The organism is Microcystis aeruginosa FD4 (assembly GCF_009792235.1).
Classification (GTDB): Bacteria; Cyanobacteriota; Cyanobacteriia; order Cyanobacteriales; family Microcystaceae; genus Microcystis; species Microcystis viridis.
In genome coordinates, this window is record NZ_CP046973.1 from 2,017,933 (window position 1) to 2,039,617 (window position 21,685).

Consider the following 21,685-nt stretch of genomic DNA (forward strand, 5'->3'; position numbering starts at 1 on the left):
AGAATTGTCCCAAAACCCGCTAATCGTTATTGTGAGATTATGGCTGGGAGACAAAAAAACCCTACTTATACTCTTTGGGACACAGAGAGTCTGCCTCGGTAATAGGAAACTATTACGCCAGTTAGTGCCTTCTTTAGGGAAGAGCAAAAGCTGCGGAGGCTGAGTAAGACCAAAGCTAAGGAACCACTTGGCGGAGGCATTGGCCTATGAAAGAGGAAGCCCTCGCTTTTAGCGACGGGTATGTCACCGCTAGGATTGATGGTAAGAGCAATAATCAGGGCAGCCTCCACACCTAACTATATGTCAGACACCTCCGCAGTTAAAAAATATCTCGCCCATTGGTTTCAATTGGGAAAAAAAGTTATTTGTCCCAAAAACCAAGCTATGCTATTTCCGCTGCCAATTTTCAATGCTGATCGCTATTCAGCGGAGTTTGAAGATTGTTGGCAAAAAATTCTTGATCCTGAAAGTGGCGATTGTTACCTAGAGGGTACTCAACAAACTATCCAAGACTTACTTTCCCCCCAATGGGAATTTCATCCCTGCGCTCGTTGTACTATACTTGTACCAATTGAGGTACTGGGCCAATCGGGTTTATCCTGTCCCTGCCATGATTTGAGTAATTGGCCCAATTTAGAATTACCCCTACCCCATTTACCCGTCAATAGTCAAGAAAATCTCGATCGCATCCGGCAAAGATTGCTAAAAAATTCTCACCCACATTAACCAGACTAAAAGAGACGTTAGGAGTAACGTCTCGAAAAAAGGATTGAGATTTAACGATTTCTGCCGAAAAAATTGACTAAATCTCGCAATCTGTCGCTATATTCTGTCGTTAAAGCTTCCTGACGATAGCGCCATGACCAATTCCCTTCTGCGACACTGGGGGTATTCATACGCGCATCCGATCCTAAACCTAACACATCCTGTAACGGTACGATCGCCTGATTAGCCACGGAACTATAGGCAAGTCGAATCAGATCCCAAGCCACTCCCTGACCACTGGCAGCGCCAAGATATTGATAAAGTCGCGCTTTTTCGTAGTCATTGGCGTTATCTTGAAACCAGCCCAGAGTGGTATTATTATCGTGGGTGCCGGTATAAATCACACAGTTGCGTTCGACGTTGAAAGGAAGATAGGGATTACCCGCATCACCCCCAAAAGCAAAGTGGAGAATCTTCATCCCCGGGAAGGCAAAGTGATCGCGAAAATCTAGGACTGCCTGGTCAATATCGCCCAAATCTTCGGCAATAATCGGCAATTTACCCAAACGATCCCGGATGGTATTAAAGAGATCATAACCCGGGGCCTTCAGCCAACGACCATTAATAGCGTTTTCCTGGCCAAAAGCCACCGACCAATAGGCCTCTAATCCGCGAAAATGATCGATACGGATGATATCGACTAGGGAAAGAACCGCTTTTAAACGGCGTACCCACCAGTCAAAGCCCGTATTTTTAAGATAATCCCAGTTATACAAAGGATTTCCCCATAATTGCCCCGTTTCTGAGAAATAATCTGGGGGAACCCCGGCCACTTCCAAGGGATTACCGGTTTGGGTATCTAGTCGAAAAACCTGCGGATTTGCCCAAACATCGGCGCTATTATGGGAGACATAAATGGGGATATCACCGATAATCTCGATACCGAGGGAGTTAGCATAGCGTTTTAGGGCTAACCACTGCTCAAAAAACTCAAATTGCAGGAATTTGTGCAGAAAAATCTCCTCTTGTAACTCCTGTTTCGGTGTTTCCAACGCTCCCCAATGACGTTCGCGAATTTCTGTCGGCCATTCCATCCATGCTTTACCCTGGTAAGCGTGGGATAGGGCCATAAATAGGGCGTAATCCTCTAACCAATCAGCATTGCCACCACAAAAGCCGGCAAACTGTTTGTAAAGAATTGTGTCAGAACCCTTGACAAAATTGCTCGCCGCCTTTCTAAGTAGGGGAATTTTCCAAGCGATCAATTTATCGAAATCCACTTGATCGAGGGGAAAATCGGGAATATCCTCGAAATCTGCCTGACTAAGCAGGTTTTTTTCCCGAAGAATATCGAGACTAATCAGGAGATGATTGCCAGCAATGGCACTAAAACTCATGTAGGGAGAGTTACCGTACCCTGTGGGGCCTAAAGGGAGAATTTGCCAGAGTTTTTGACCACTTTGAGCCAAAAAATCGATAAATTGATAGGCTTCCCTACCTAGTTCTCCAATCCCGTAACGACCGGGATGACTGGTGGGATGAAGCAAAATACCGCTACAACGGCTAAAAGCCATGAAAAAACCCCCTTATCAGTGATTCGGTTAGCAGTTATTAAGTGTTTAAAGCTGAATGCTCACTGCTATCTCCAAGCTAACCCGATCTCGATCGATAAGGGCAATACTTAACAACTTTATTAGACCTATGGGACAAAATGAGGCATTACAGCCGTACATTAACAGACCGTCTTTCCAGTGAAAAAGATTCCTTCGGATCACGTTCCACGTTACCCTGGTAGGTGAAACTGGCACTCGTTGCCGTCGGTTTGACGCAGCCCGACAGTTGGCAGAGGGCAGCCCTTTCCTCTTGGGTGAGGGGGCGATCGATATCGCTTGGAATTCGTAATATTGGTATTCGCTCAAGGTGTGCAACCTATCTCAAGGTTTATGATCGATATGCTGATAATTGTACGGGGATAGTTAGGGTTTAAAGATAGATAAGACGGGACGGGCGCTCTCGGATGTATTAGGAATAGCAAGAATAGGCAAATCGACCGATCTTTACGGATAAAGAAAAAGTTCGGGTGATTACTCGGTAATTTACTCTCATTGGTCTTTTCAAGAAATCTAATCTATTCCTTTGGATAGTGGCACGGTCAAAATCGATAAGATTACAATTTCTTTTGTTAAGCACTTTAGCGATCGCTGGATATTTCTGCGATTCATTGTCGGCTAATTATTAAAATTAAGGGGTTTAAAACTATGGCAAAAGATACTTGGGATAAACTGAATATTGTAGTTAGTAACATTATTTTGGTCGCCATTTCCATAGTAATTGGATTTGTCGGTGAAAATATTTCTCGGTCATTAGAGAGAGGCAAACTTATAGATTCTTTGCTCGATGATCTGACGGCTCCAAAGACTGAAACTAGCTGATTAAGCTTTTCAACCTCGACAATGTACCTCTTGCGAACAGGAAATGCTATAAATAAGCGGTAAAAATGAAATAAAATGATATAATAAAATTATTAACGTCCTTTTTATGCTTGATTATTAATTTGAATGACACGCCAAATTCATGACCAATTTGTCAAGGAATATTTAGAGGAATTACTTACCCCTCTAGGGACGATTAGAAAAAGTAAGAAAATAAAAAGTGAGGTTCAAGAAATTGATGTCTGGTTTGAACCATTTAGCTCACCTCCTCCCACTGAGTTACCTTTAGGATTACTCGGAAAAATGGCGGCTACTTCCTGTTTGTTTGAACCTTTCCGCAATCCCCCGACCGAGGTAGAGATTTGCGGTTGTTTGTCAAAGTTATATGCCGTTCATGGGGATGTCTTGAGAAAAGCGAAACGGTCAAACAAAACTCTGACTGAAACACAATTGCCTTTCTTATGGATTCTAACGCCCACCTTTTCAGCTAGAATGATTGAAGATTTCGGGACTAACAGCGATGAGAGTAATTGGTTAACAGGGGTTTACTTTTTAGCTAAGTCTCTCAAAGCGGGCATCATTGTCATTCATCAGTTACCTGTGAATGAAGACACCTTATGGTTGAGAGTATTAGGTAAAGGGGGAACTCAAAAACGAGCCGTAGAAGAGTTAGTTGAACTGCCAGAACGCAATCCTTTTCGAGAGAATTTACTAGAAATTCTGGCCAACTGGCGCAAGAATTTAGAATTGAGAGATAATTTAAGTACAGAAGAACAGGAGGACATCATGAACTTATCGCCAGCTTATCTAAAGCAACGAGAAGAGTGGAAGCAAGAAGGAACTTTAGAGGGACAACTTTCGCTGATAGCCAGTCTTCTGGAAGGGTGGTTTGGAACGCTAGATTCGGAATTATCCAGTCTAGTAGAAAAGATTGCCCAACTTCCCATCTCGGAACGCACCGGGTTACTTCTTTCTTTGGCGAATTTATCCCGCGAGGAATTGTTAGAAAGATTGTAAATTTCGTTTCTCGCTCTTCTTACGGTCGTTCAACGAAAATTGTTTTCCTTTTGTTTTTGCCGATAAGCTTCAAATTCGGGGTTAGTAGAAAGAATTTGACGGACGCGCTCTCGACTTATGCCGTATTTATCCGCTATTTGCTGATAGCTTAATCCTTGTCTATGGAGTTCTAAAAAATCGTAACTTTTTTTAAGTCTTTCCTTTCTCTGTGCATCCCGTCTTGGGGTTAGACTCTTATTGCTAAGGTGTTTTACTATTTCCCTTCCCAACTCGGTCAAAGAATATTGACGGTTGCGACACCTAACCAATCCTTGTTTTTCCAATTCTTTAAGTATTTTATGTATTCTGGTTATATTATTAGGAGTTATGGCCAATTGTCGAGACGGATCGGAAAGTATCCGAATTGCCGAATCGATTTGAATCGGATAATCTAACATCCCTTTCAGAATCTGTTTCTGTTTTACTTGGAGATTGGCGATCGTCTCTTCTAAATGTTGAAAGTCTTCGTTTTCATCCGTCGGAATTATCATTTTTAATAGACCTCTCCCTGGTCTGGTAAAATCACAATCATGAGATATTGTCAGCAACTAACCGTAGCTTGCCCGGTCGTTTATCCCTTGGTAATGCACTTTTTGAAAAATGGTGATAAACTCAACTGTATTGGGTACACTCTCCCTATCGGAGGGATTTGAGAAAAAATCGGGAGAAAAGGCGATGAACGAACGGGAAACATCGGACAAAATTGAAGCGGGTGGGGGTTTTCCCGTATTGCAATATTGGGCAGAAAAAACCCTCTCTCCTCAAGGGGTTAAACTCTGGCAAACCTTAAATCATAAAAGTGCCTGTTTAGCTTGCGCTTGGGGAACGGGAGGACAAAAGGGTGGTTTTGTCAACGAAGCGGGGGAAAGTCTGCAACGTTGTCTCAAAAGTGTCGAAGCGATTACTTCCGAATTAATGCCAGGTATTAAAACCGATTTTTTTCAGACCTATCATCTCGCTCAATTACAGTCCTTAACCTCCTTAGAATGCGATCGCTTGGGTCGTTTCAGTTATCCCGTCCTCTTAAAAGCCGGAGAAAGTCACTATCAACGTATTAGTTGGGAAGAAGTTTATCAATTAGCCGAACAAGCTTTTCGCCAACCGTCCGAGACTCTGGCCTCCTATAGTTCGGGACGTTCTTCTAATGAAGCAGCCTATCTCTTACAATTGTTTTTCCGGACATTAGGAAGTAATAATTTAGCCGATTGTTCCGATCTCTGTCATGCCGCCTCGACCGTAGGATTAAAACAGGTTTTCGGCTCCGGGACTTCGATGGTCAGTCTGGAAAGTTTAAAACAAGCCGATTGTGTGGTGTTAATCGGTTCTAACGCCCCCGCTAATCATCCTCGCTTGATGAATGAATTAATTCAAATTCGTGATCGCGGCGGTAAAATTATTATTATTAACCCGCAAATTGAAGTCGGATTGGTCAAATTCTCCTCGCCCGCTTTTCCGATTAAATCTTTATTGCGGGGCGGTTCCGATATTTCAACTCTCTACCTACAGCCGATACCGGGTAGCGATACTGCCCTATTCGTCGGATTACAAAAATCTTTAATCGAACAAAATTTAGTCCGGTGGGATTATCTCAAATCCCATACAGAAAATTGGCAATCTGTTATAGATTATGCCCGACAAATACCCTGGGAAACCATTACTAAAACCTGCGGTTTATCTCGAGAAGAAATTGAAGCAACCGCCGCCCTTTTCGGCAATTTAGAGCGTGTGGTTTTCGCTTGGGCGATGGGGGTTACACAACAGGAAAACGGTGTCGATAATATTATCAGTATTGCCAATACCGCTTTAATGACGGGAAATGCTGGCAAAATAGGTGCAGGAACCATGCCAATCAGAGGTCATTCTAATGTACAGGGCTTCGGTTCTATGGGCGTTACGGTGAGATTACGTCGGGAAATCGCCGAGGCACTTTCTCAACTTTTAGGAAAGCCATTAAATATAACTGGCGGTTATGATACAAGGGCATTAATTGAAGCTGCCGAACGGGGAAAAATCAACACCCTTTTCTGTTTGGGAGGTAATCTTTATGGGGCAAATCCAGATTTAACTCAAGCCAAAAAAGCCTTAGCACAAATTGATACGATTTTTTATGTGGCTACTAAGCCAAATTTAGGACATTTTCACGGATTAGCCCGACAAAATACGGTAATTTTACCCGTCTTCGCTCGTTTTGAAAATCCTCACCCGACAACAACCGAATCGGGCAATAATTTTGTCCGTTTTAACGAGCGGGGAAGCAGTCATCTACAGGGTTCTGATGTGGATATCATCTCGGAAGTAGAACTATTAACAAATATTGCCGTCAAGGTTTTAGGCACAAACCCGATTGATTGGTCGAGATTACACGACACCGTCTATATTCGTCAGTTAATCGCCAAAACGATTCCGGGTTATCAAAAAATCGGGCAATTAGATCAAACCCAAACAGAATTTACCATTAGCGGACGGATTTTTACCGAACCCCATTTTCCAACATCGACCGGAAAAGCGCAAATGTCCGTCACCCCTTTACCCACTTTAAAAGCACCGGAAAAGCAAGATTTCAACCAACCGGAAAATGCCCCCGGAATTGCCCTGATTCTCGGAACAGGACGCAGTTATGGACAACATAATACCGTCGTTTATCAAGTGGGCGATAAATATCGGGGAATGCCTCACCGTCATTGTTTATTGATGAACGCCGAAGATGCCAAAAAAGTGGGCTTTCGGGAACATCAACGAGTCACCGTCCAAGGAGATGCCGGCAAATTAGAGAATATTGAAATTATTTTCGGTCCGATTCGCGAAGGTGTTGGCTTTATGTTCTATCCCGAAGCCAATGTTTTATTCAAAGCTAAAATCGACCCTCGCTGTGGTACTCCCGCTTATAAACGAGTTCCCGTCTGGGTTTTTTAGTTATCAACTCCTCTGATTTTCTTTTTGGGAAATAATGAAATAGAGTTAAGCAAGCGAATAAATGAATCAAGCAGAATGCGCTTCCTAAAAAGCTATGGTCGGTTCGATCGCATTTCTGTTATCCTATTTTTACCATCATTAAAATAAGTAGCCATGGATAAGTTTTTACTAACCGTATTAGGCATAGCAAGTTTATTTGCCGTCGGGATGGCTACCCCTAGCATTGCAGGTCCCACATCTGCAGCGACAAACTTGCAACTGGCTCAACGCCCTAACTGTAACAATCCCCAGACTCAAAGCGAAATGAACATTTGTGCCAGCATCGCTTATCAAAACGCTGATCGCAAGTTAAATCAAGTTTATCGACAACTACTGCCAAAACTGTCAGCTGCTCGCCAACAAAAATTAATTAGCGCCCAACAAGCTTGGATTAAGTTTAGAGACAGCAGTTGCGAATTTGAAAGAAGTGCGTTTGAGGGAGGCTCTATAGCTCCCATGATTTACAGTAATTGCTTGGCAGCTGTCACCGAGCAGCGTACCAAAGATTTGCGGAGATATTTAGGGTCTGCTGAAAAAGTTTTCCCTGGGGGCAGGGTGTGGGGTGTGGGGTGTGGGGTGTAGGGTTTTACCGATTTTCAGGTGGTCAACTACCTAATTTTCAGGGAAAAAGTACCTGAATTTTCCCCCCGATCACCCCTAGCCAAGGCACTTTTTGATGGGAAAAAAGTCTAAAAGTATTATCCAACAAGGTTTTTAGATTTATTCAGCAGACCCTATTTAGAAGACAGCGATCTCTAAGTCAGAATCGCCGTTGATATTACCGGTAATTCCTTAGGGCTGGCTGAATAAATGTGAAATGTATGCAAAGTAAGGGTTTTGGGGCTTTACGAGCGAAACAGGTGCAAGATTTTGAGAGAATCGTGGTTCAAAACCTTGCATCTTCATCGGCCCGCGTCCTGTAGGGGCGAAGCATTCGGGCAATAACCTATCGGTGAAACCGGAGATTTTCTATCCGAATGCTTCGCCCGTACTTTTTGCTGCAAACCCTCCTTAGACGTTTACTGCACAACAACTTAAGCGGGTGAGGGGAATCGAACCCCTATCATTAGCTTGGAAGGCTAGGGTTTTACCACTAAACTACACCCGCATTTTCTTAGCACTTTCGTTAGTATAACACGAATTGCCGATTTTGGCAAGGGGGGCTTTTCAACTGGTTAATCGCCCCTAAAGTCCCGATCGCTCCTTTATTTCCCCGATGTGGCTAAAAGTTTCCTCCACGCGATCGAGATCTAGTTGGGAGAAATTATCGATCGCCCAGTTGGACACTCTCTGCATAAAATGGAAGGGATAGGTATGAGCGATTCCCACCACCTGCATTCCCGCTCTTTTTGCCGCTTCGCAACCGACAAAAGTATCTTCAATCACCAGACATTCCTGGGGTTGCAACTGTAGATTAAAATTCCAACGATTAAATCTTTCTACGGCCAGTAAATAACCATCTGGTTGGGGTTTACTGGTGCTAATCTCATCACCAGTGACAATGACACTAAAGTAATCCCCAAGGGCTGCCTGTTGCAAGATTGATTCTACTTCCGAGCGCACTGCTCCCGTCACCAAACCGATTTGTAGCTCCCTGGCCTTAACTCGTTTTAAAAAAGAGTAGATCTCTTCATAAATAGGAAGTTTCTCTAATTTTTCTAATCTTGATCGGTATAAACTGGCTTTTTTGTTAATTAACTTAGTCAGATATTCCTCGGTCACTTGACGATTGCGACGGGTGAGAACATTACGCAAACAGACGCGATCGCTTCTCCCCAGACATAACTCCGCAAATTCCGACCCTAGGGGCAGCAAATTTTCCCCGAGCAAGATTTCATTGATTAACTCTTGATGGATTGGTTCATCATTGATGATCACCCCATTAAAATCGAACAGAACAGCCTTTAACATCAATCTTAGACAGAAAAGCGAATAAATACTAAATATTCTTGATTATACTAAAGTTTTTCGTCGGGGCAGGGCGGGTCTTGCCCCTTATACCAAATTTCTAAATCCATAACAGACATCCACGCTCGAATGCTTGCCAAGCCTGCATTCGTTGTGACGCGAATAAAGAAAAATGGTATCCTATTGGTGATTTTCTCTCACTTAAGGTGAGCAGCAGAAGTTGTTCAAAGAGGGCGAAGGCAATTCGCCCCTACAATAATATTATTTCGCCAATGGTAGGGGCGCACCGCGTGCGCCCAAAATGTCATCTGGATATTTCGACAAAATTGAGATGCACCAGGCATAACCATCTCTGTCATTACTTTTGAAAAATGGTATTACCCCATCTCAACAAACAATTTTAACCGGAAAATTGCCAAGGCCTTGACAAATTCCCAGATTTGTTCTATTATTTTGTTATAGTGGGAATCCGTGCTGCCCTGTAACCCCCCTATTGGGGACTAAGATATTAGAGAAAAATATAACAAAAGAATTTAGGCCATTTTTGCCGATAGCCAACGACGGAATAATTCCACAGCAATCTGATAACGGGAGTCTTGGCATTCGATGACATGATGATTTTCAAGGGTTTTTAGGGCCAGGTCGAGAGTTGTGGCAGTTAATCTGGTGCTGGACAGTAAATCTGCCCGGGTTAATCCTTGCAGATGGGAAGAAAGAACTATTAAAATCTCCCCTTGTCCGGCCGCATCTTGTTTAGCCTGTTTCCAGACACCCGTAAAATAATAATTCCCCCTTTGGAAAAACTCGGCATCGATGGCTTTTTCCACATCTTCCACCTGAAAACGAATATCTTGGGGACGTTGCAACTCAAAGACCTGTTTATTATAAAAACGTACCAGATGAAACCCGATAAGTTGCACTAGATAGGGTTGACCGTGGGTAAGTTGATAAATTTTGTCCAAAGCGGATGGGGTATAGTCTAGGGGAAAATCCTCGTGTTCCCCAACGGGATTAGCGAGGATAACGCGAGTGGACTCTGGAGAGAGGAAACTAACTGGAATCGGGTAAACACTGCCAAAAAAAGGATGAAAATAATCGGCAGTCATCTCCTCTAGGGTATGTAATCCGGCAAAAACAAAAGCTAGACGCGGACTACTCTGGACAAGGGAACGCAGATAGCCGAGGAAATTCCGGGGGAGGGTATTCTCTTTGATTAAATCCTCAATTATCTCGAACTCATCGAGGGCAATAATTAAACCGGTTTTGGCTTTTTCCGGCAGAATCTGGCCTATCAGACGATCTAAATAACGATTAAAATACATTTCTGGATGTTGGGAGATTTTTTCCTCTTCTGGGGCATCAATTGCTAAAGTTTGGGCGATTTCCTCAGCTATATTCAGGAGAACTTCGGCTAGGCTGGTTACTGTGGCCACGCGCTGTAAATTAATGTAGATAACCGAGATAGCTGGTGGAAGATATGCCTCCAGATTGCGTAGAATCGAAGTTTTACCCATGCGACGATGACCATAGAGAACCACTGAGGATAGGTTATCTCCTGACCACATTGACTGAAGTTCCCGCAGGATATCCCCACGACCAACAAAGCGTTTACCGATCACCGGATCACCGATAATGTAGGGATTAGGAATCGGTTGGGTAATAGTCACCGTTCCCACCGTTCCCGCGATGGATGTGCTAATTTTTGCCCATTTTTCGGCCATAGAAAGGATTAATTCTTTTTCTGCTTGGGGTAAATTGGCCGCTTGTTGGTCGCTTATATCCCTTAATTTCCCGATAATCCGATTAAGAGCGAGGGATCTAGTCTGTTGGGAGTAACTTCTCTGGACTAAAGCCATTTCTGCGATAACTCGATTGAAACTGCTGATAGCTTGCCAAGTTTGCGGACGTAATGACGGTTCTGCGGCAATAGGGGCAACCGCTAGGGAAGCGATACTATCGGGAGTTGCTGCCTGACTAAATCGGTGTAAAGTTTGGGCGAGGCTATACATTTCTTCCCCGTAGGCGAGGGAACGTACCACAGCAAAGGCTTTTTCGGCTTTTTCGGTGTCCTGTTGGTGAAGATACCAAAAACCAGCAGCAGCGGCGCGAGCAGGAGTATCTAGACGGATTTTGCTGCGAGGAAGAGAAAACGGTTTCGCAGACGCATATTTTAACAATTGCCAATCGGAGGGATTTTCTGCCAGACAGGAGACCCGATAGATAATTTCTGCCTCTGGGAATTGCGATAAAACGCGATTAACGGCGACAAGGACAGGAATAAACTGGCGGCTGTACTGAAGGTATTGATTGAGGTTATTAATAGCTGTTTCCCAGTCTTGCTGTAACCATTGTTGTAGAGTCGAGGTTAACCCCAGCAGCGGTAGAAGGGTAATACGGGGAAAAAGTCGCCCTTGAGGGCCAGCAAAAAGCCCGATTAGCCAATTATCAAGACGGAAAAAGGCGAATATAAACCCCACGCCGTACACCACGCCGAACCCCACGCCCAACCTCACGCCCAACCTCACGCCCCACCCCACGCCCGACACCACGCCCAACACCACGCCCAACACCACGCCCGACGCCACGCCCGACGCCACGCCCCACGCCACGCCCCACGCCACGCCCCACAGCACGCCCAACACCACGCCCAACACCACGCCCGACACCACGCCCGACACCACGCCGTACACCACGCCCAACACCACGCCCGACACCACGCCGTACACCACGCCCAACCCCACGCCGGACACCACGCCCAACCCCACGCCGAACGCCACGCCCACCCAATTAACAGAAAGTCCTAAATTTGCCGCTATGCTATAGATAATCAGAGGGGTAATTACAGTTAAGAGAAGACCCTGAATCCCTAGACGCAATTGTACGGGATGGTCGCGGAGAAATTGCATTTTGTCGCGCCATGTTTTCTGTTCTTGGAATTTATCGCCGCCGCCTCTCGTTTCCACATACCAGCGCACTGCTTGGGGAAAATAAAACACCCAGTACAACAGCAAAAGATAATCAAAGGGATTCCATAAAGATAAATCGCGTTTGAGTTTAGGAGCGAGATTAATTCTGGGGACGGTGCTTTCCTTCATAATTTTTATCTCTAGCTATTTACCCGGTGATGGTTCATTAAGTAGTTAGGTGTTACTCAAGGTAGGGTTGATTCATGAATCAACCCTAGGGGGCAGGGGGTATCAAACCCAAAATTAAATCAACTTATTATTTAGTTATAACCTAAGTTCGGGATGCTGAGTTATTGATTTTGGTTTGATAAAGTTTAAAACAACTTTGCATTACCTCTCGCGGCTTTCCTTGACTTTGCCTAACAAGATAATTTATTTCCTCCTCGGTAAAAGTCACTCCTGTTTGACTTAGACGATGACTAATAAACTCTTGAATTTTAGCTTGATTCCATAATCTAACCGGACATTCTAGACAAATTCCCTCGAAAGGTGAATCACCTCCTTTGTTATCAGGAAATAAAACATTAAGGGGACGATTAGCCGCTACTACTAATCTTAAAGGTGGATCGGGACGATTAGCCAACTCTCTTAATTGACTTCTAAGCTGATAGCTGAAATATTTTTGAGTCATATTATCTACCACATCTAGTAATAACAGGATTTTATGTTTTTCTAATTCCCTAGTTAATCTAGTTCCTTTGAGCGGTTTATCATAATCTGCAGCTATACCAATCTGATGACATAATTCATAATAAAAATCCTTATCTCCTACTAATCCTTCTAAGTTCAGATACAAGGGTTTTCGAGGACTACGCAGATACTCCCTTGCTTGATGGTAAAGTCCCCAAAGCAGCGTGGTTTTTCCTGTACCGCGTTCCCCAATAATAGCTGCACTACTGCCGGAATTTAAAATCTCAAAAATATCTTTAATTTCTTGTTCTCGTCCAAAAATTTGCTGAATTTCTTTAATACCTCCGGAAGTGGGTATAAAAGGATTATTCGCATTTTTTTGGGGTTGTAATTGCGGAAAATATTTAAAAATAGTCTGAACTGGAATCGCTCTTCCTCCCAAATTACTGTACTCATCTCTGGTTTTATTCACCACTCCGCACACTTTCCCCGTGCGTAAATTTAAAAGCGGTGAACCACTAAAACCGGGTTGTACTTGCCCTAATTTAAACTTGATTAGGGGGTTTTCATCCCCGGTTAAACCTATATACTCAAAGTCGCTAGGATCACCGTTCGGATAATCATTGGTATAGCCAAAAGTGTATAATTTATCTGTTAATTGTAAATCTTGATCAAAATCGATATATTTGTGATCTAAAGGAGAGTTTAATTGTAAAAGAGCCAAATCGATCCCGTCTAAATTCGGCAAGTTGATAATTTTGGCACTAGAAATTTGACCTTGCCAAGTTATCTCGATAGTCTCGTGATTATCCCGCGCATCTTTCACCACATGAAGACAGGTCAAAATTAACCCTTGTCCCACAAAAAAGCCTGTTCCTGACCCATAGATTAACTTTAACCTGACAGTGTGCGAGGGTAGAGATTCCGGGGTAAGCATTTAATCAATTTATCCTCCCCATTCCAGGGTAATTTTTAAATTTCCCTTTCCTTCACCTTCCACAATTAAAGCGGTTAGTTTACCGGATTTTACCGTGACTTCTACCCCAAACTCTACGGTGGCCTTTTTGGGTTGCACTTTATTTATCGTAGCAGCGATCGATTCGGTAATTGCCTCAATTGTATCAGCCACACTTTGAAAGTCAAATATTTGATCGGATACTTCCCGTTCACCACCGAAACTTCTCGCTTCCACTAACATGGTGACATTTTCTTTAACTTTAACTGAAATAATCTCAGATCTAGATTCTGGCATAAGGCTCCTCGAATGACCCGTTTATGGTTTTCTCGATTGGTTCTCGGACAAACTTATATGGGAACTAAAAAGGCTTATATATATTTTGGCACGGATTCCCATTATACTAAAAAGTATATGTCAAATCGAGGGATTTTGTCAAGTCTTTTTTGCCATTAATCTATAGAATTTGGAGACAAAAAGGAATTATTGGGCAGAAAGAGGCGATGGGATGTTATTATTTAAAGCCGATTGCCCGGAAGCAATGGCGAATAGTAGTGGAATAGGCGATTAAAGGAGTGAAACCTGTGCAAATATTCACGACAATCCCCGGTTTACGTACTTTTTTGGCTGATTATCGCCATGATCGCAGTATTGCCCTTGTGCCAACCATGGGGGCGCTCCATAAAGGTCATGCTAGTCTAATTCGACGCGCAGTGGCCGAAGCAGAGGTAACTGTGGTCAGTATTTTTGTTAATCCTCTACAATTTGGCCCCACAGAGGATTTTTCTCGCTATCCCCGCAGCCTTGACAGCGATCGCCAATTGTGTGCATCCTTGGGAGTTGCTGCTATTTTTGCTCCTAGTGCGGAAACTTTAGGAATTGGTGATTCTGAGGAGATAACCGCAGTTATTCCCCCGATTTCTCTGACTAGCGGGTTATGTGGTGCTTTTCGTCCGGGGCATTTTCAGGGAGTAGCCACAATTGTCACCAGGTTATTTAATATAATTGCACCGACGATCGCCTATTTTGGCGAAAAGGATGCCCAACAGTTAGCGATTATCCGGCAATTAGTCAGGGATTTAAATTTAGCGATCGAGATTCGCTCTTGTGCTACAGTGCGAGAAACATCGGGATTAGCAGTTAGTTCTCGCAATCAGTATCTATCGGCCACAGAAAGGGAAAAAGCGACAATTATCGCCCAAAGTTTGCAATTAGCTCTCGAAAGTTTTCGTTTAGGGGAAAGACAAAGGGAAAAACTACTGGCTATTGTCCAAAAAAATCTCGACAGAGTACCAGAATTTCGCTGTCAGTATCTGGATTTAGTCCATCCCCAGAGTTTACAACCGATCGAGCAGATCGAGACAGATGGCTTGTTAGCGATCGCCGGATTGATCGGTCAAACCCGTTTAATTGATAATATTATCCTGCGTCAACGTCGGCCAGTTATCGCTATTGATGGGCCTGCTGGAGCGGGAAAATCCACAGTCACGCGCTTAGTAGCGGAAAAATTGGGGTTAACCTATCTCGATACCGGTGCGATGTATCGCGCGGTGACATGGTTAGTGGTCAATTCCGGTCTGGATTTGTCCGCAGAAGCGGCCATCGCCGAGTTATTATCTTTAGCGAAGATAGCAATAATTCCGGCCGATAGTCCCGAAAATGTGACTATAGTGAAGATTAATGGGCAGGATGTGACTTTAGAGATTCGCTCTCCCGCAATTACCGCGCAAGTGTCCAGAATTGCCGCTCAAAAAGCGGTGCGACAGCAGTTAGTCACCCTGCAAAGAGAGATGGGAATGTCAGGGGGAATAGTTGTGGAAGGTCGGGATATTGGTACTAATGTTTTCCCAGAAGCGGAATTAAAGATTTTCTTGACAGCGACACCCGAAGAAAGAGCCAGAAGAAGATTGAAAGACTTAGAAGCGCAGGGAAATGGGGGTATTAGTCTCGCAGAATTAACCCAAGAGATTGAAAAAAGGGATTATTTGGATAGTAATCGCTCCCTAGCACCCCTGCGAAAAGCCACAGATGCGATCGAAGTTAATAGCGATCATCTCAGTATTGCAGAAGTCACGGAAAAAATCATTGCTCTTTATTATCTTAACCAAGGTGATTTAGGGAGATAATTATGAAGTTAAATTACCTGACTTTCTCATCTATCTGTTTAACGGTAACTTCCTTGATAATTCTTGGCAGTCCAGCTATATCTTTAGCCGATCATAGATCACCAATAACTTTAGCTTCTCGGGATTTATCAAACCAGCAACAGGGAAAAAAAATTATTCTTAATGGTCGTTCTTTGCCCGTTTCTTGGCGACAGTGGACAACAGCAAATAGTACCAGAATCGCCATGGGTGACACGGGAGCAAGACAATTATTCGGCATGGATTTTCTTAGCACAAATGATCCGAAAAAGCAACCGATCAACTGGTTTAATTTACAAACTTTATCAGCTAATTTGATCAATTCCGATCGCTGGCTAGACGTTACGGATATTTTACTAAAAATGGTGGCAACAACCACTATTAATGGCGATAGTTTAACTATTAACTTTCCTGCTCCCCAGATTCAAGATATTCAGCTAGAAAATTATGGAGCAGTACAAAGGATTATTATTCAACTCGATCGCCCGACCTTTTGGCAAGTTAGTCAGGCAAAAAATGAAGCAGTGATTACCCTAGAAGGAAATGCCCAGCAATCGCTTATCTCTAAGTTTCAACCCCAAACTATTAGCAACAGTAACCAAAATAACGATGAAGATGATCTAGGCAACTCTAATAATAACTTACCCACTCAGATCACTGCCTTAGAAAATAATGGGGTGATCAGTCGTTTAAAAATCAATCTTCCCACTGCCTACGGATTACAGATCAGCAGTGTGGATAATCCTCCCCGAATTATTATTGATTCTCGTCCCGATGCTATGGATGAAAAGCGCATTGTTTGGCAACCAGGGTTAATCTGGAATCAAAAATATATCCAGTTAGACAAAGATTGGTTTCCCGTGACTTGGTTAGAAATCGATCCTAAAAATCCCCAGATAACTATTAAACCGATTACCGCTAATTCCACCTCAATGCGCGGCACTAATCCCCTGATCACGATTAATAGCGAAAGTAATGCGGTAGCGATGATTAATGGCGGCTTTTTTAATCGTAATAATCAGTTACCTTTGGGGGCAATTCGTGTGGATGGCAAATGGTTATCCGGACCAATTTTAAACCGAGGGGCGATCGCATGGGATAATCGTGGTCAGATCAGGATCGATCGCCTCAGTTTAGAGGAAACTCTCATTACTGCCACTGGACAACGTTTTCCCCTAACCCAGTTAAATAGTGCTTTCCTGACAGCCGGCTGCAGTCGTTATACTCGCGATTGGGGAAGTAATTATCATCCCCTCACCGAGCGCGAAACCGGGTTAGTCGTTCAAGGCGATCGCATAACGGAGAAATTAAATAATCTTTTCCCACAGGATAGTATCGCCATACCAGAAAATGGTTATTTAGTCATCTGCCGAAAGACAGAGATTAATTTAAATATTGGTGAGAGAGTCAACCTCGATAGCGTCACCCTACCGAGAGATTTTGCTGATTATCCCCAGATTTTAGGTGCTGGCCCCCTATTATTGCAGAATGGGCGCATAGTTTTGGACGGAAATGCCGAAAAATTTAGTCCTGCATTCCAAAATCAACAGGCTTCCCGGAGTGCGATCGCAGTTAGCCGAGAAGGAAAAATTTTGCTAGTTGCTATCCACAATCGCGTCGGGGGAAGGGGGGCAACTTTAGGCGAATTAGCCCGAATTTTGCTGTTAATGGCGGCAAAGGACGGTTTAAACCTAGATGGGGGTAGTTCCACGGGGATAGCTTTGGGGGGTTATCTACTCGATCGCTCTGCCGTTACTGCCGCAAAAGTCCATAATGGAATAGGAATATTTTTATCCCCGTCTCCTTGAAAGGTGTGAAAACAATGGATAATAGCGACTGGATTAAACAATTGCTGCTGATGGGTATTGGCACTACTTCCATGGTGGCAGAAAAGATCAAAGAAGTGAGCGACGAATTAGTAAAAGACGGTAAAATCAATTCCGATCAGGCTAAAAACTTTGTCGATGATCTGATGACACAGATGAAGTCCGAACAGGGAAACTTCGAGAATAACTTAGAACGCTATATTCGCCATATTTTGCAGGATTTAGGGGTTCCCCGACAATCGGAAATGGACGAACTGCGGGGAAGGATTGATAGATTAGAACGACAGGTGAGAGACTTAGAGAATAAACTCTGGCGTTAGGGAACTATGAAATCAATGCGCGAAATCTTGCTCAGTTTTGCTATTATTGCGATTTGTGGCCTATTTTTAATCGTTGCTTCCCTCTTTGGTGGAGGGGAAAAAGCTAATGCGATCGCCGCAGAAACCAATCCACCCGCTATCACTCAAACTATTAATCAGGAAATCATCTCCATGGATTTAGAGCAAGCAGTCACCACCGATTCGGGACTAAAATACATCGATATCGTGGAAGGAACTGGAGAAAGTCCCCAAAAAGGTCAAAAAGTGACTGTTCACTACACGGGAACCCTCACAGACGGCAAAAAATTCGATAGTTCCAAGGATCGCAATCAACCTTTTACCTTTACCATTGGAGTTGGTCAAGTGATCAAAGGATGGGATGAAGGAGTGGCATCGATGAAAGTCGGTGGGCAGCGTACCTTAATTATCCCCCCAGAATTGGGTTATGGTGCGCGGGGTGCTGGTGGGGTAATTCCTCCCAACGCGACTTTACTTTTCGATGTGGAATTGTTGGAAGTTAAATAGCTTTTTCCTCTGATTTCTTACCTTTACCCGCATCGATCCTGAATGCGGGTTTTTTACTGGTTAATCAGGAGGATTTAGTAAATTCTAGACCGTTTTCGCTACCGTAACGTTCCATAAAACGCATAAAACGATCCCACTCTGCGGGAGAATTGAAAATAACCGTAGCTTCGATCGCTGTGGGTTTCCCGTTGATGAATTTGCCTTTTACTTCCCTGGTGACGATTTCCCCTTCCTCATCGATGAGATACATCCCCGTGATTTCCTCGGTTTGTTGATCTCCGAGGATAGTCGGTTGCTCAAAATAAAATTTTGCCGATCCTTTCTCTCCCGTTTTAGTGCGACTTAAGCGGATAGCGGGAACAACCGGTTCTTTTAACCCCCTGGAAAACTGAATTTCTGCCATTACTTTTCTTTATCCTTGTCATGAAATACACATTTCTAGATCATCTCACACCGAGTCGCAAGTAAAAAGCAGATGGGGTAGTATAAACTTGAAAAGTCAATACTACAGGAGTTATCTTAATGGTGAGGTGCGAAGTCTCCGGGGAACGCCGGAACTGCGGAACGCTGGAACATTAGCTGGTCGTCCAGAAATGATGCCAAATCCCGTCATGCTTCATCCTTAGCAGAAACTGTATAATTTGAAAAAAAAATTGTTGGTTGCCCATCATGAAAAAACTTACTCATTTATTGCTCCCCCTGGGGATTACCGTTGGACTTTGCCTAAACATTGCCCCTGCTTCCGCTGGTATGATAGTACGAGAAGTCATTTCCAACTCTGCTCTTTCTATTGACGGCTTTGGCAGCACTACCAACAGTGGGAACCTACAGGCCAATATACCCCTAGGTTCTGCTATTAAGAAGGCTTATCTCTATGCCACCTCCGTCTGGAATATGAGTGTTTACGGAGTAACTTTTAATGGGACTCCACTCCCCTTGGATTCAGCAACTATTCTTAGTCCCGATCAAAACCTAGCTACCACTGCCCTTTGGGATGTCACCAATATCATCGCTTCTTCTTTTACGGGAGGATTGCAAAACTTTAGTATCGTTGAGAATGGAGATAACGATGGTGAAGTTCTCGTCGTTGCTTATAGCAATTCTTCCACCCAAGGTTTTACCTCGGTTATTTTGGACGGGGAACTGTCCACCGCAGGATCCAGGATCAGGTATGATTTTCCCAGTAAATACAGTGGGGGAGATTTTCTGGTTTCACTCGCCGCTAGTTACAGTGCTCAACCCAGCGAGCAAGCAACTGAAATTGACGTAACCACTAATTCGACCAACAATCGACTACTGACCATTAGCGCAGGAGGACAGGATGATGGTGGACCAGACATGGACGCCGGATCCCTAATAACCGTTGGGGGGATAGGTGATGACCCTGCTAACCCCGACCCATCCGCTTCTCCCCTTCATGGACCGAGAATCGATGATGAATACTATAACCTCGCTCTCGGCAACAGTGCTAATTCCGCTCCCTTTATCTTGTCTGGAGATACTTTCGTTGAATTCACAACAAAGAACCCCAGTGCTGATGATAACGTCTTCGCATTGTTTATCAACACAAGTGGATTTACCGCTCCTATCCCCGAACCATCGATGACACTGGGTATTTTTGGTATCGGTGCCATCGGTGCCTTACTATCTCGTCGTGGTAAAAAATCCTAAGCTGCCCGCGAATTCAAATTGCTTGTTGAGATGAGGCAAGAGTGCCTCTTGCCTCCTATTCCCCTCTCCCAGAACGGGAGAGGGGTTGGGGGTGAGGGCAATTAACCATCTCTGCCATTACTCTTGAAAAATGGCACAGTACTAAATCCGCTTATTAAAGACTGATTATTCATTCCCCCTTTTGCATGAGTGCCTGTCCTCATAAGTAGCCTATACTCAACGGATTTAGCATAAATAAATTCACCCTAAGAGACTCTCGGACTGCAATCAGTGACAAAATCAAGGCTTTGACATCCTCACCGCCGTAAACGGACGGTGATTCCCAAACCTCACGATTTGGGTTTCTGCTTCTTTCCCTTGCGGGGTTCCGCACCTGCCTTAACAGATTTACTCTGTTCTGGTCTTATGGTCGCTCTACAGACTGACACCGCAAGTCCTGCGGCCAAAATGTTTTTACTGGCGTTAATATCTCGGTCATGGTGTGTCCCACAGTCTGGACAATCCCATTCTCGAATATTTAACGGCATTTTCTCAGCAATATACCCACAATTACTACACCGCTTAGAACTGGGAAACCATCTATCTACTTCGATGTAATTTCTCCCATACCAACGGCATTTATAGGCTAATTGTCGGGTAATTTCTCCCCAACTAACGTCAGATATTGCCTGAGATAATTTCGGGTTTTTGACCAGATTCTTGACGGCTAAATTCTCAACTACAATCGTTTGGTTTTCACGAACTAATTGAGTGGTTAGCTTGTGTAAATGGTCTTTTCTACTATCAGTAATTTGGGCGTGAATTTTGGCTACTTTGATTCTCGCTTTTTCCCGATTTTTTGAACCTTTCTGTTTTCGAGAAAGGCTTTTCGATGCTCTTCGCAGTCTCTGATAATGCTTTTTAAAATGCTTAGGATTAGACACTTTGTCACCATCGCTGGTAATTACTAGGCTACTAATTCCTAAGTCAATTCCGATGGCTTTATCTGTTACTGGTAATGGCTTAATTGTTGGGTCATCAAATCTTATTGAGATATGCCAACGCCCAGAAGGATGTAATCTGACTGTTACTGTGCTTGGTTCACAAGCTTCTGGTATTTGTCTTGACCATCGAATAGGTAAAGGTTCTGTGCATTTGGCTAAATAGATTTGTTTGTCTTTGAACTTAAAAGCAGATTTGGTAAATTCGGCACTTCCTCCTTGATGTTTTTTCTTAAAGTTGGGATACTTAGTACGACCAGCAAAGAAGTTAGTGAAAGCTGTTTGTAGGTGTCTTAACCCTTGTTGTAAAGGTACACAGCTAACTTCGTTTAAAAAGTCTAATTCTTCTTGTTTTTTCCAATCAGTTAGCATTGAAGAAGTTTCAGCATATCCTACTCTTTCTTGCTTTTCGTACCCTGCTTGTGTTCTGAGATGGAGAGCTTTATTGTAAACTAATCTTACACAGCCCAAAGTGCGCCGCAATAGCGACTCTTGTTCGGGTGTGGGGTAAAATCGGTAAGAATAGGCTTTCTCCATGTCTTACATTCTAGCATATATCGTGTAAATGTGTTAATATTTAACAGTAAAGCCGTCGTAGAACGACGGGGTTTCAGA

19 protein-coding genes and 1 tRNA gene are annotated in these 21,685 nt (G+C 43.6%); 11 read left to right on the forward strand and 9 right to left on the reverse strand.

Going from position 1 to position 21,685, the window contains the following annotated elements:
* Positions 1–300 precede the first annotated feature (300 nt).
* The gene (locus GQR42_RS10370; RefSeq protein ID WP_158199910.1) at positions 301–726 is read left to right on the forward strand and encodes a hypothetical protein; all 426 of its coding nucleotides are present in this window, start codon (positions 301–303) and stop codon (positions 724–726) included.
* Between the two features lie 50 nt (positions 727–776).
* On the opposite strand, the gene malQ is transcribed toward GQR42_RS10370, so the two are convergent.
* A complete protein-coding gene (malQ, locus tag GQR42_RS10375) occupies positions 777–2,279 on the reverse strand; it encodes a 4-alpha-glucanotransferase (protein WP_158199911.1) in 1,503 nt (500 codons plus the stop codon).
* Between the two features lie 684 nt (positions 2,280–2,963).
* On the opposite strand from malQ, the gene GQR42_RS10385 reads away from it, so the two are divergent.
* Together GQR42_RS10385 and GQR42_RS10390 are read left to right on the forward strand one after the other, a co-directional pair.
* On the forward strand, positions 2,964–3,137 hold the full coding sequence (locus GQR42_RS10385; RefSeq protein WP_158199912.1) for a hypothetical protein: 174 nt from the start codon (positions 2,964–2,966) through the stop codon (positions 3,135–3,137).
* A 126-nt stretch (positions 3,138–3,263) separates the two neighbouring features.
* A complete protein-coding gene (locus GQR42_RS10390; protein ID WP_158199913.1) occupies positions 3,264–4,154 on the forward strand; it encodes a hypothetical protein in 891 nt (296 codons plus the stop codon).
* Positions 4,155–4,183: 29 nt separating this feature from the next.
* Here the strand turns inward: GQR42_RS10390 and GQR42_RS10395 are convergent, their stop codons facing one another.
* Entirely contained in the window at positions 4,184–4,684 is a 501-nt protein-coding gene (locus GQR42_RS10395) for a sigma factor-like helix-turn-helix DNA-binding protein (RefSeq protein WP_158199914.1), read from the reverse strand.
* Between the two features lie 184 nt (positions 4,685–4,868).
* On the opposite strand from GQR42_RS10395, the gene GQR42_RS10400 reads away from it, so the two are divergent.
* Together GQR42_RS10400 and GQR42_RS10405 are read left to right on the forward strand one after the other, a co-directional pair.
* Complete coding sequence (locus tag GQR42_RS10400; protein WP_158202443.1) at positions 4,869–7,106, forward strand: FdhF/YdeP family oxidoreductase; 2,238 nt, start codon at positions 4,869–4,871, stop codon at positions 7,104–7,106.
* A gap of 153 nt (positions 7,107–7,259) precedes the next feature.
* A complete protein-coding gene (locus GQR42_RS10405) occupies positions 7,260–7,727 on the forward strand; it encodes a lysozyme inhibitor LprI family protein (RefSeq protein ID WP_158199915.1) in 468 nt (155 codons plus the stop codon).
* Between the two features lie 455 nt (positions 7,728–8,182).
* Here GQR42_RS10405 and GQR42_RS10410 read toward each other — a convergent pair.
* The 5 genes from GQR42_RS10410 to GQR42_RS10430 all read right to left on the reverse strand — a co-directional run bounded on the left by GQR42_RS10410 (position 8,183) and on the right by GQR42_RS10430 (position 13,901).
* Positions 8,183–8,253 (reverse strand) — tRNA-Gly (locus GQR42_RS10410).
* A 77-nt stretch (positions 8,254–8,330) separates the two neighbouring features.
* Positions 8,331–9,056, reverse strand: a complete 726-nt coding sequence (locus tag GQR42_RS10415) for an HAD family hydrolase (RefSeq protein WP_158199916.1) — start codon at positions 9,054–9,056, stop codon at positions 8,331–8,333.
* Between the two features lie 530 nt (positions 9,057–9,586).
* Positions 9,587–12,148, reverse strand: coding sequence for an AAA family ATPase (locus GQR42_RS10420; protein WP_158199917.1), 2,562 nt, complete (start codon positions 12,146–12,148; stop codon positions 9,587–9,589).
* A 142-nt stretch (positions 12,149–12,290) separates the two neighbouring features.
* Positions 12,291–13,586, reverse strand: coding sequence for a S1 family peptidase (locus GQR42_RS10425; protein ID WP_158199918.1), 1,296 nt, complete (start codon positions 13,584–13,586; stop codon positions 12,291–12,293).
* 9 nt (positions 13,587–13,595) lie between these two features.
* Positions 13,596–13,901: a CU044_2847 family protein gene (locus GQR42_RS10430; RefSeq protein WP_158199919.1), complete on the reverse strand. Its 306-nt coding sequence runs from the start codon at positions 13,899–13,901 to the stop codon at positions 13,596–13,598.
* A 287-nt stretch (positions 13,902–14,188) separates the two neighbouring features.
* Between GQR42_RS10430 and GQR42_RS10435 the strand changes: the two genes are divergently transcribed.
* Genes GQR42_RS10435 through GQR42_RS10450 form a run of 4 tightly spaced genes read left to right on the forward strand, consistent with a single transcriptional unit; the run spans position 14,189 to position 18,419 of the window.
* Positions 14,189–15,730 (forward strand): bifunctional pantoate--beta-alanine ligase/(d)CMP kinase, encoded by a 1,542-nt coding sequence (locus tag GQR42_RS10435; RefSeq protein WP_158199920.1) that lies wholly within the window; start codon positions 14,189–14,191, stop codon positions 15,728–15,730.
* Between the two features lie 2 nt (positions 15,731–15,732).
* Positions 15,733–17,556, forward strand: coding sequence for a phosphodiester glycosidase family protein (locus GQR42_RS10440; RefSeq protein ID WP_158199921.1), 1,824 nt, complete (start codon positions 15,733–15,735; stop codon positions 17,554–17,556).
* 14 nt (positions 17,557–17,570) lie between these two features.
* Positions 17,571–17,894 (forward strand): phasin family protein, encoded by a 324-nt coding sequence (locus tag GQR42_RS10445; RefSeq protein ID WP_002765298.1) that lies wholly within the window; start codon positions 17,571–17,573, stop codon positions 17,892–17,894.
* Between the two features lie 6 nt (positions 17,895–17,900).
* The gene (locus GQR42_RS10450) at positions 17,901–18,419 is read left to right on the forward strand and encodes an FKBP-type peptidyl-prolyl cis-trans isomerase (protein WP_158199922.1); all 519 of its coding nucleotides are present in this window, start codon (positions 17,901–17,903) and stop codon (positions 18,417–18,419) included.
* 64 nt (positions 18,420–18,483) lie between these two features.
* Here the strand turns inward: GQR42_RS10450 and psb28 are convergent, their stop codons facing one another.
* A complete protein-coding gene (psb28, locus tag GQR42_RS10455) occupies positions 18,484–18,822 on the reverse strand; it encodes a photosystem II reaction center protein Psb28 (RefSeq protein ID WP_158199923.1) in 339 nt (112 codons plus the stop codon).
* 88 nt (positions 18,823–18,910) lie between these two features.
* Here psb28 and GQR42_RS29490 point away from each other — a divergent pair, with 88 nt between their 5' ends.
* Both GQR42_RS29490 and GQR42_RS10460 read left to right on the forward strand, forming a co-directional pair.
* The gene (locus GQR42_RS29490) at positions 18,911–19,045 is read left to right on the forward strand and encodes a hypothetical protein (RefSeq protein WP_257792629.1); all 135 of its coding nucleotides are present in this window, start codon (positions 18,911–18,913) and stop codon (positions 19,043–19,045) included.
* A 43-nt stretch (positions 19,046–19,088) separates the two neighbouring features.
* Positions 19,089–20,090, forward strand: coding sequence for a DUF3344 domain-containing protein (locus tag GQR42_RS10460; protein ID WP_158199924.1), 1,002 nt, complete (start codon positions 19,089–19,091; stop codon positions 20,088–20,090).
* Between the two features lie 329 nt (positions 20,091–20,419).
* Here the strand turns inward: GQR42_RS10460 and GQR42_RS10465 are convergent, their stop codons facing one another.
* A complete protein-coding gene (locus GQR42_RS10465; RefSeq protein WP_158199925.1) occupies positions 20,420–21,607 on the reverse strand; it encodes an RNA-guided endonuclease InsQ/TnpB family protein in 1,188 nt (395 codons plus the stop codon).
* Between the last annotated feature and the right edge of the window lie 78 nt (positions 21,608–21,685).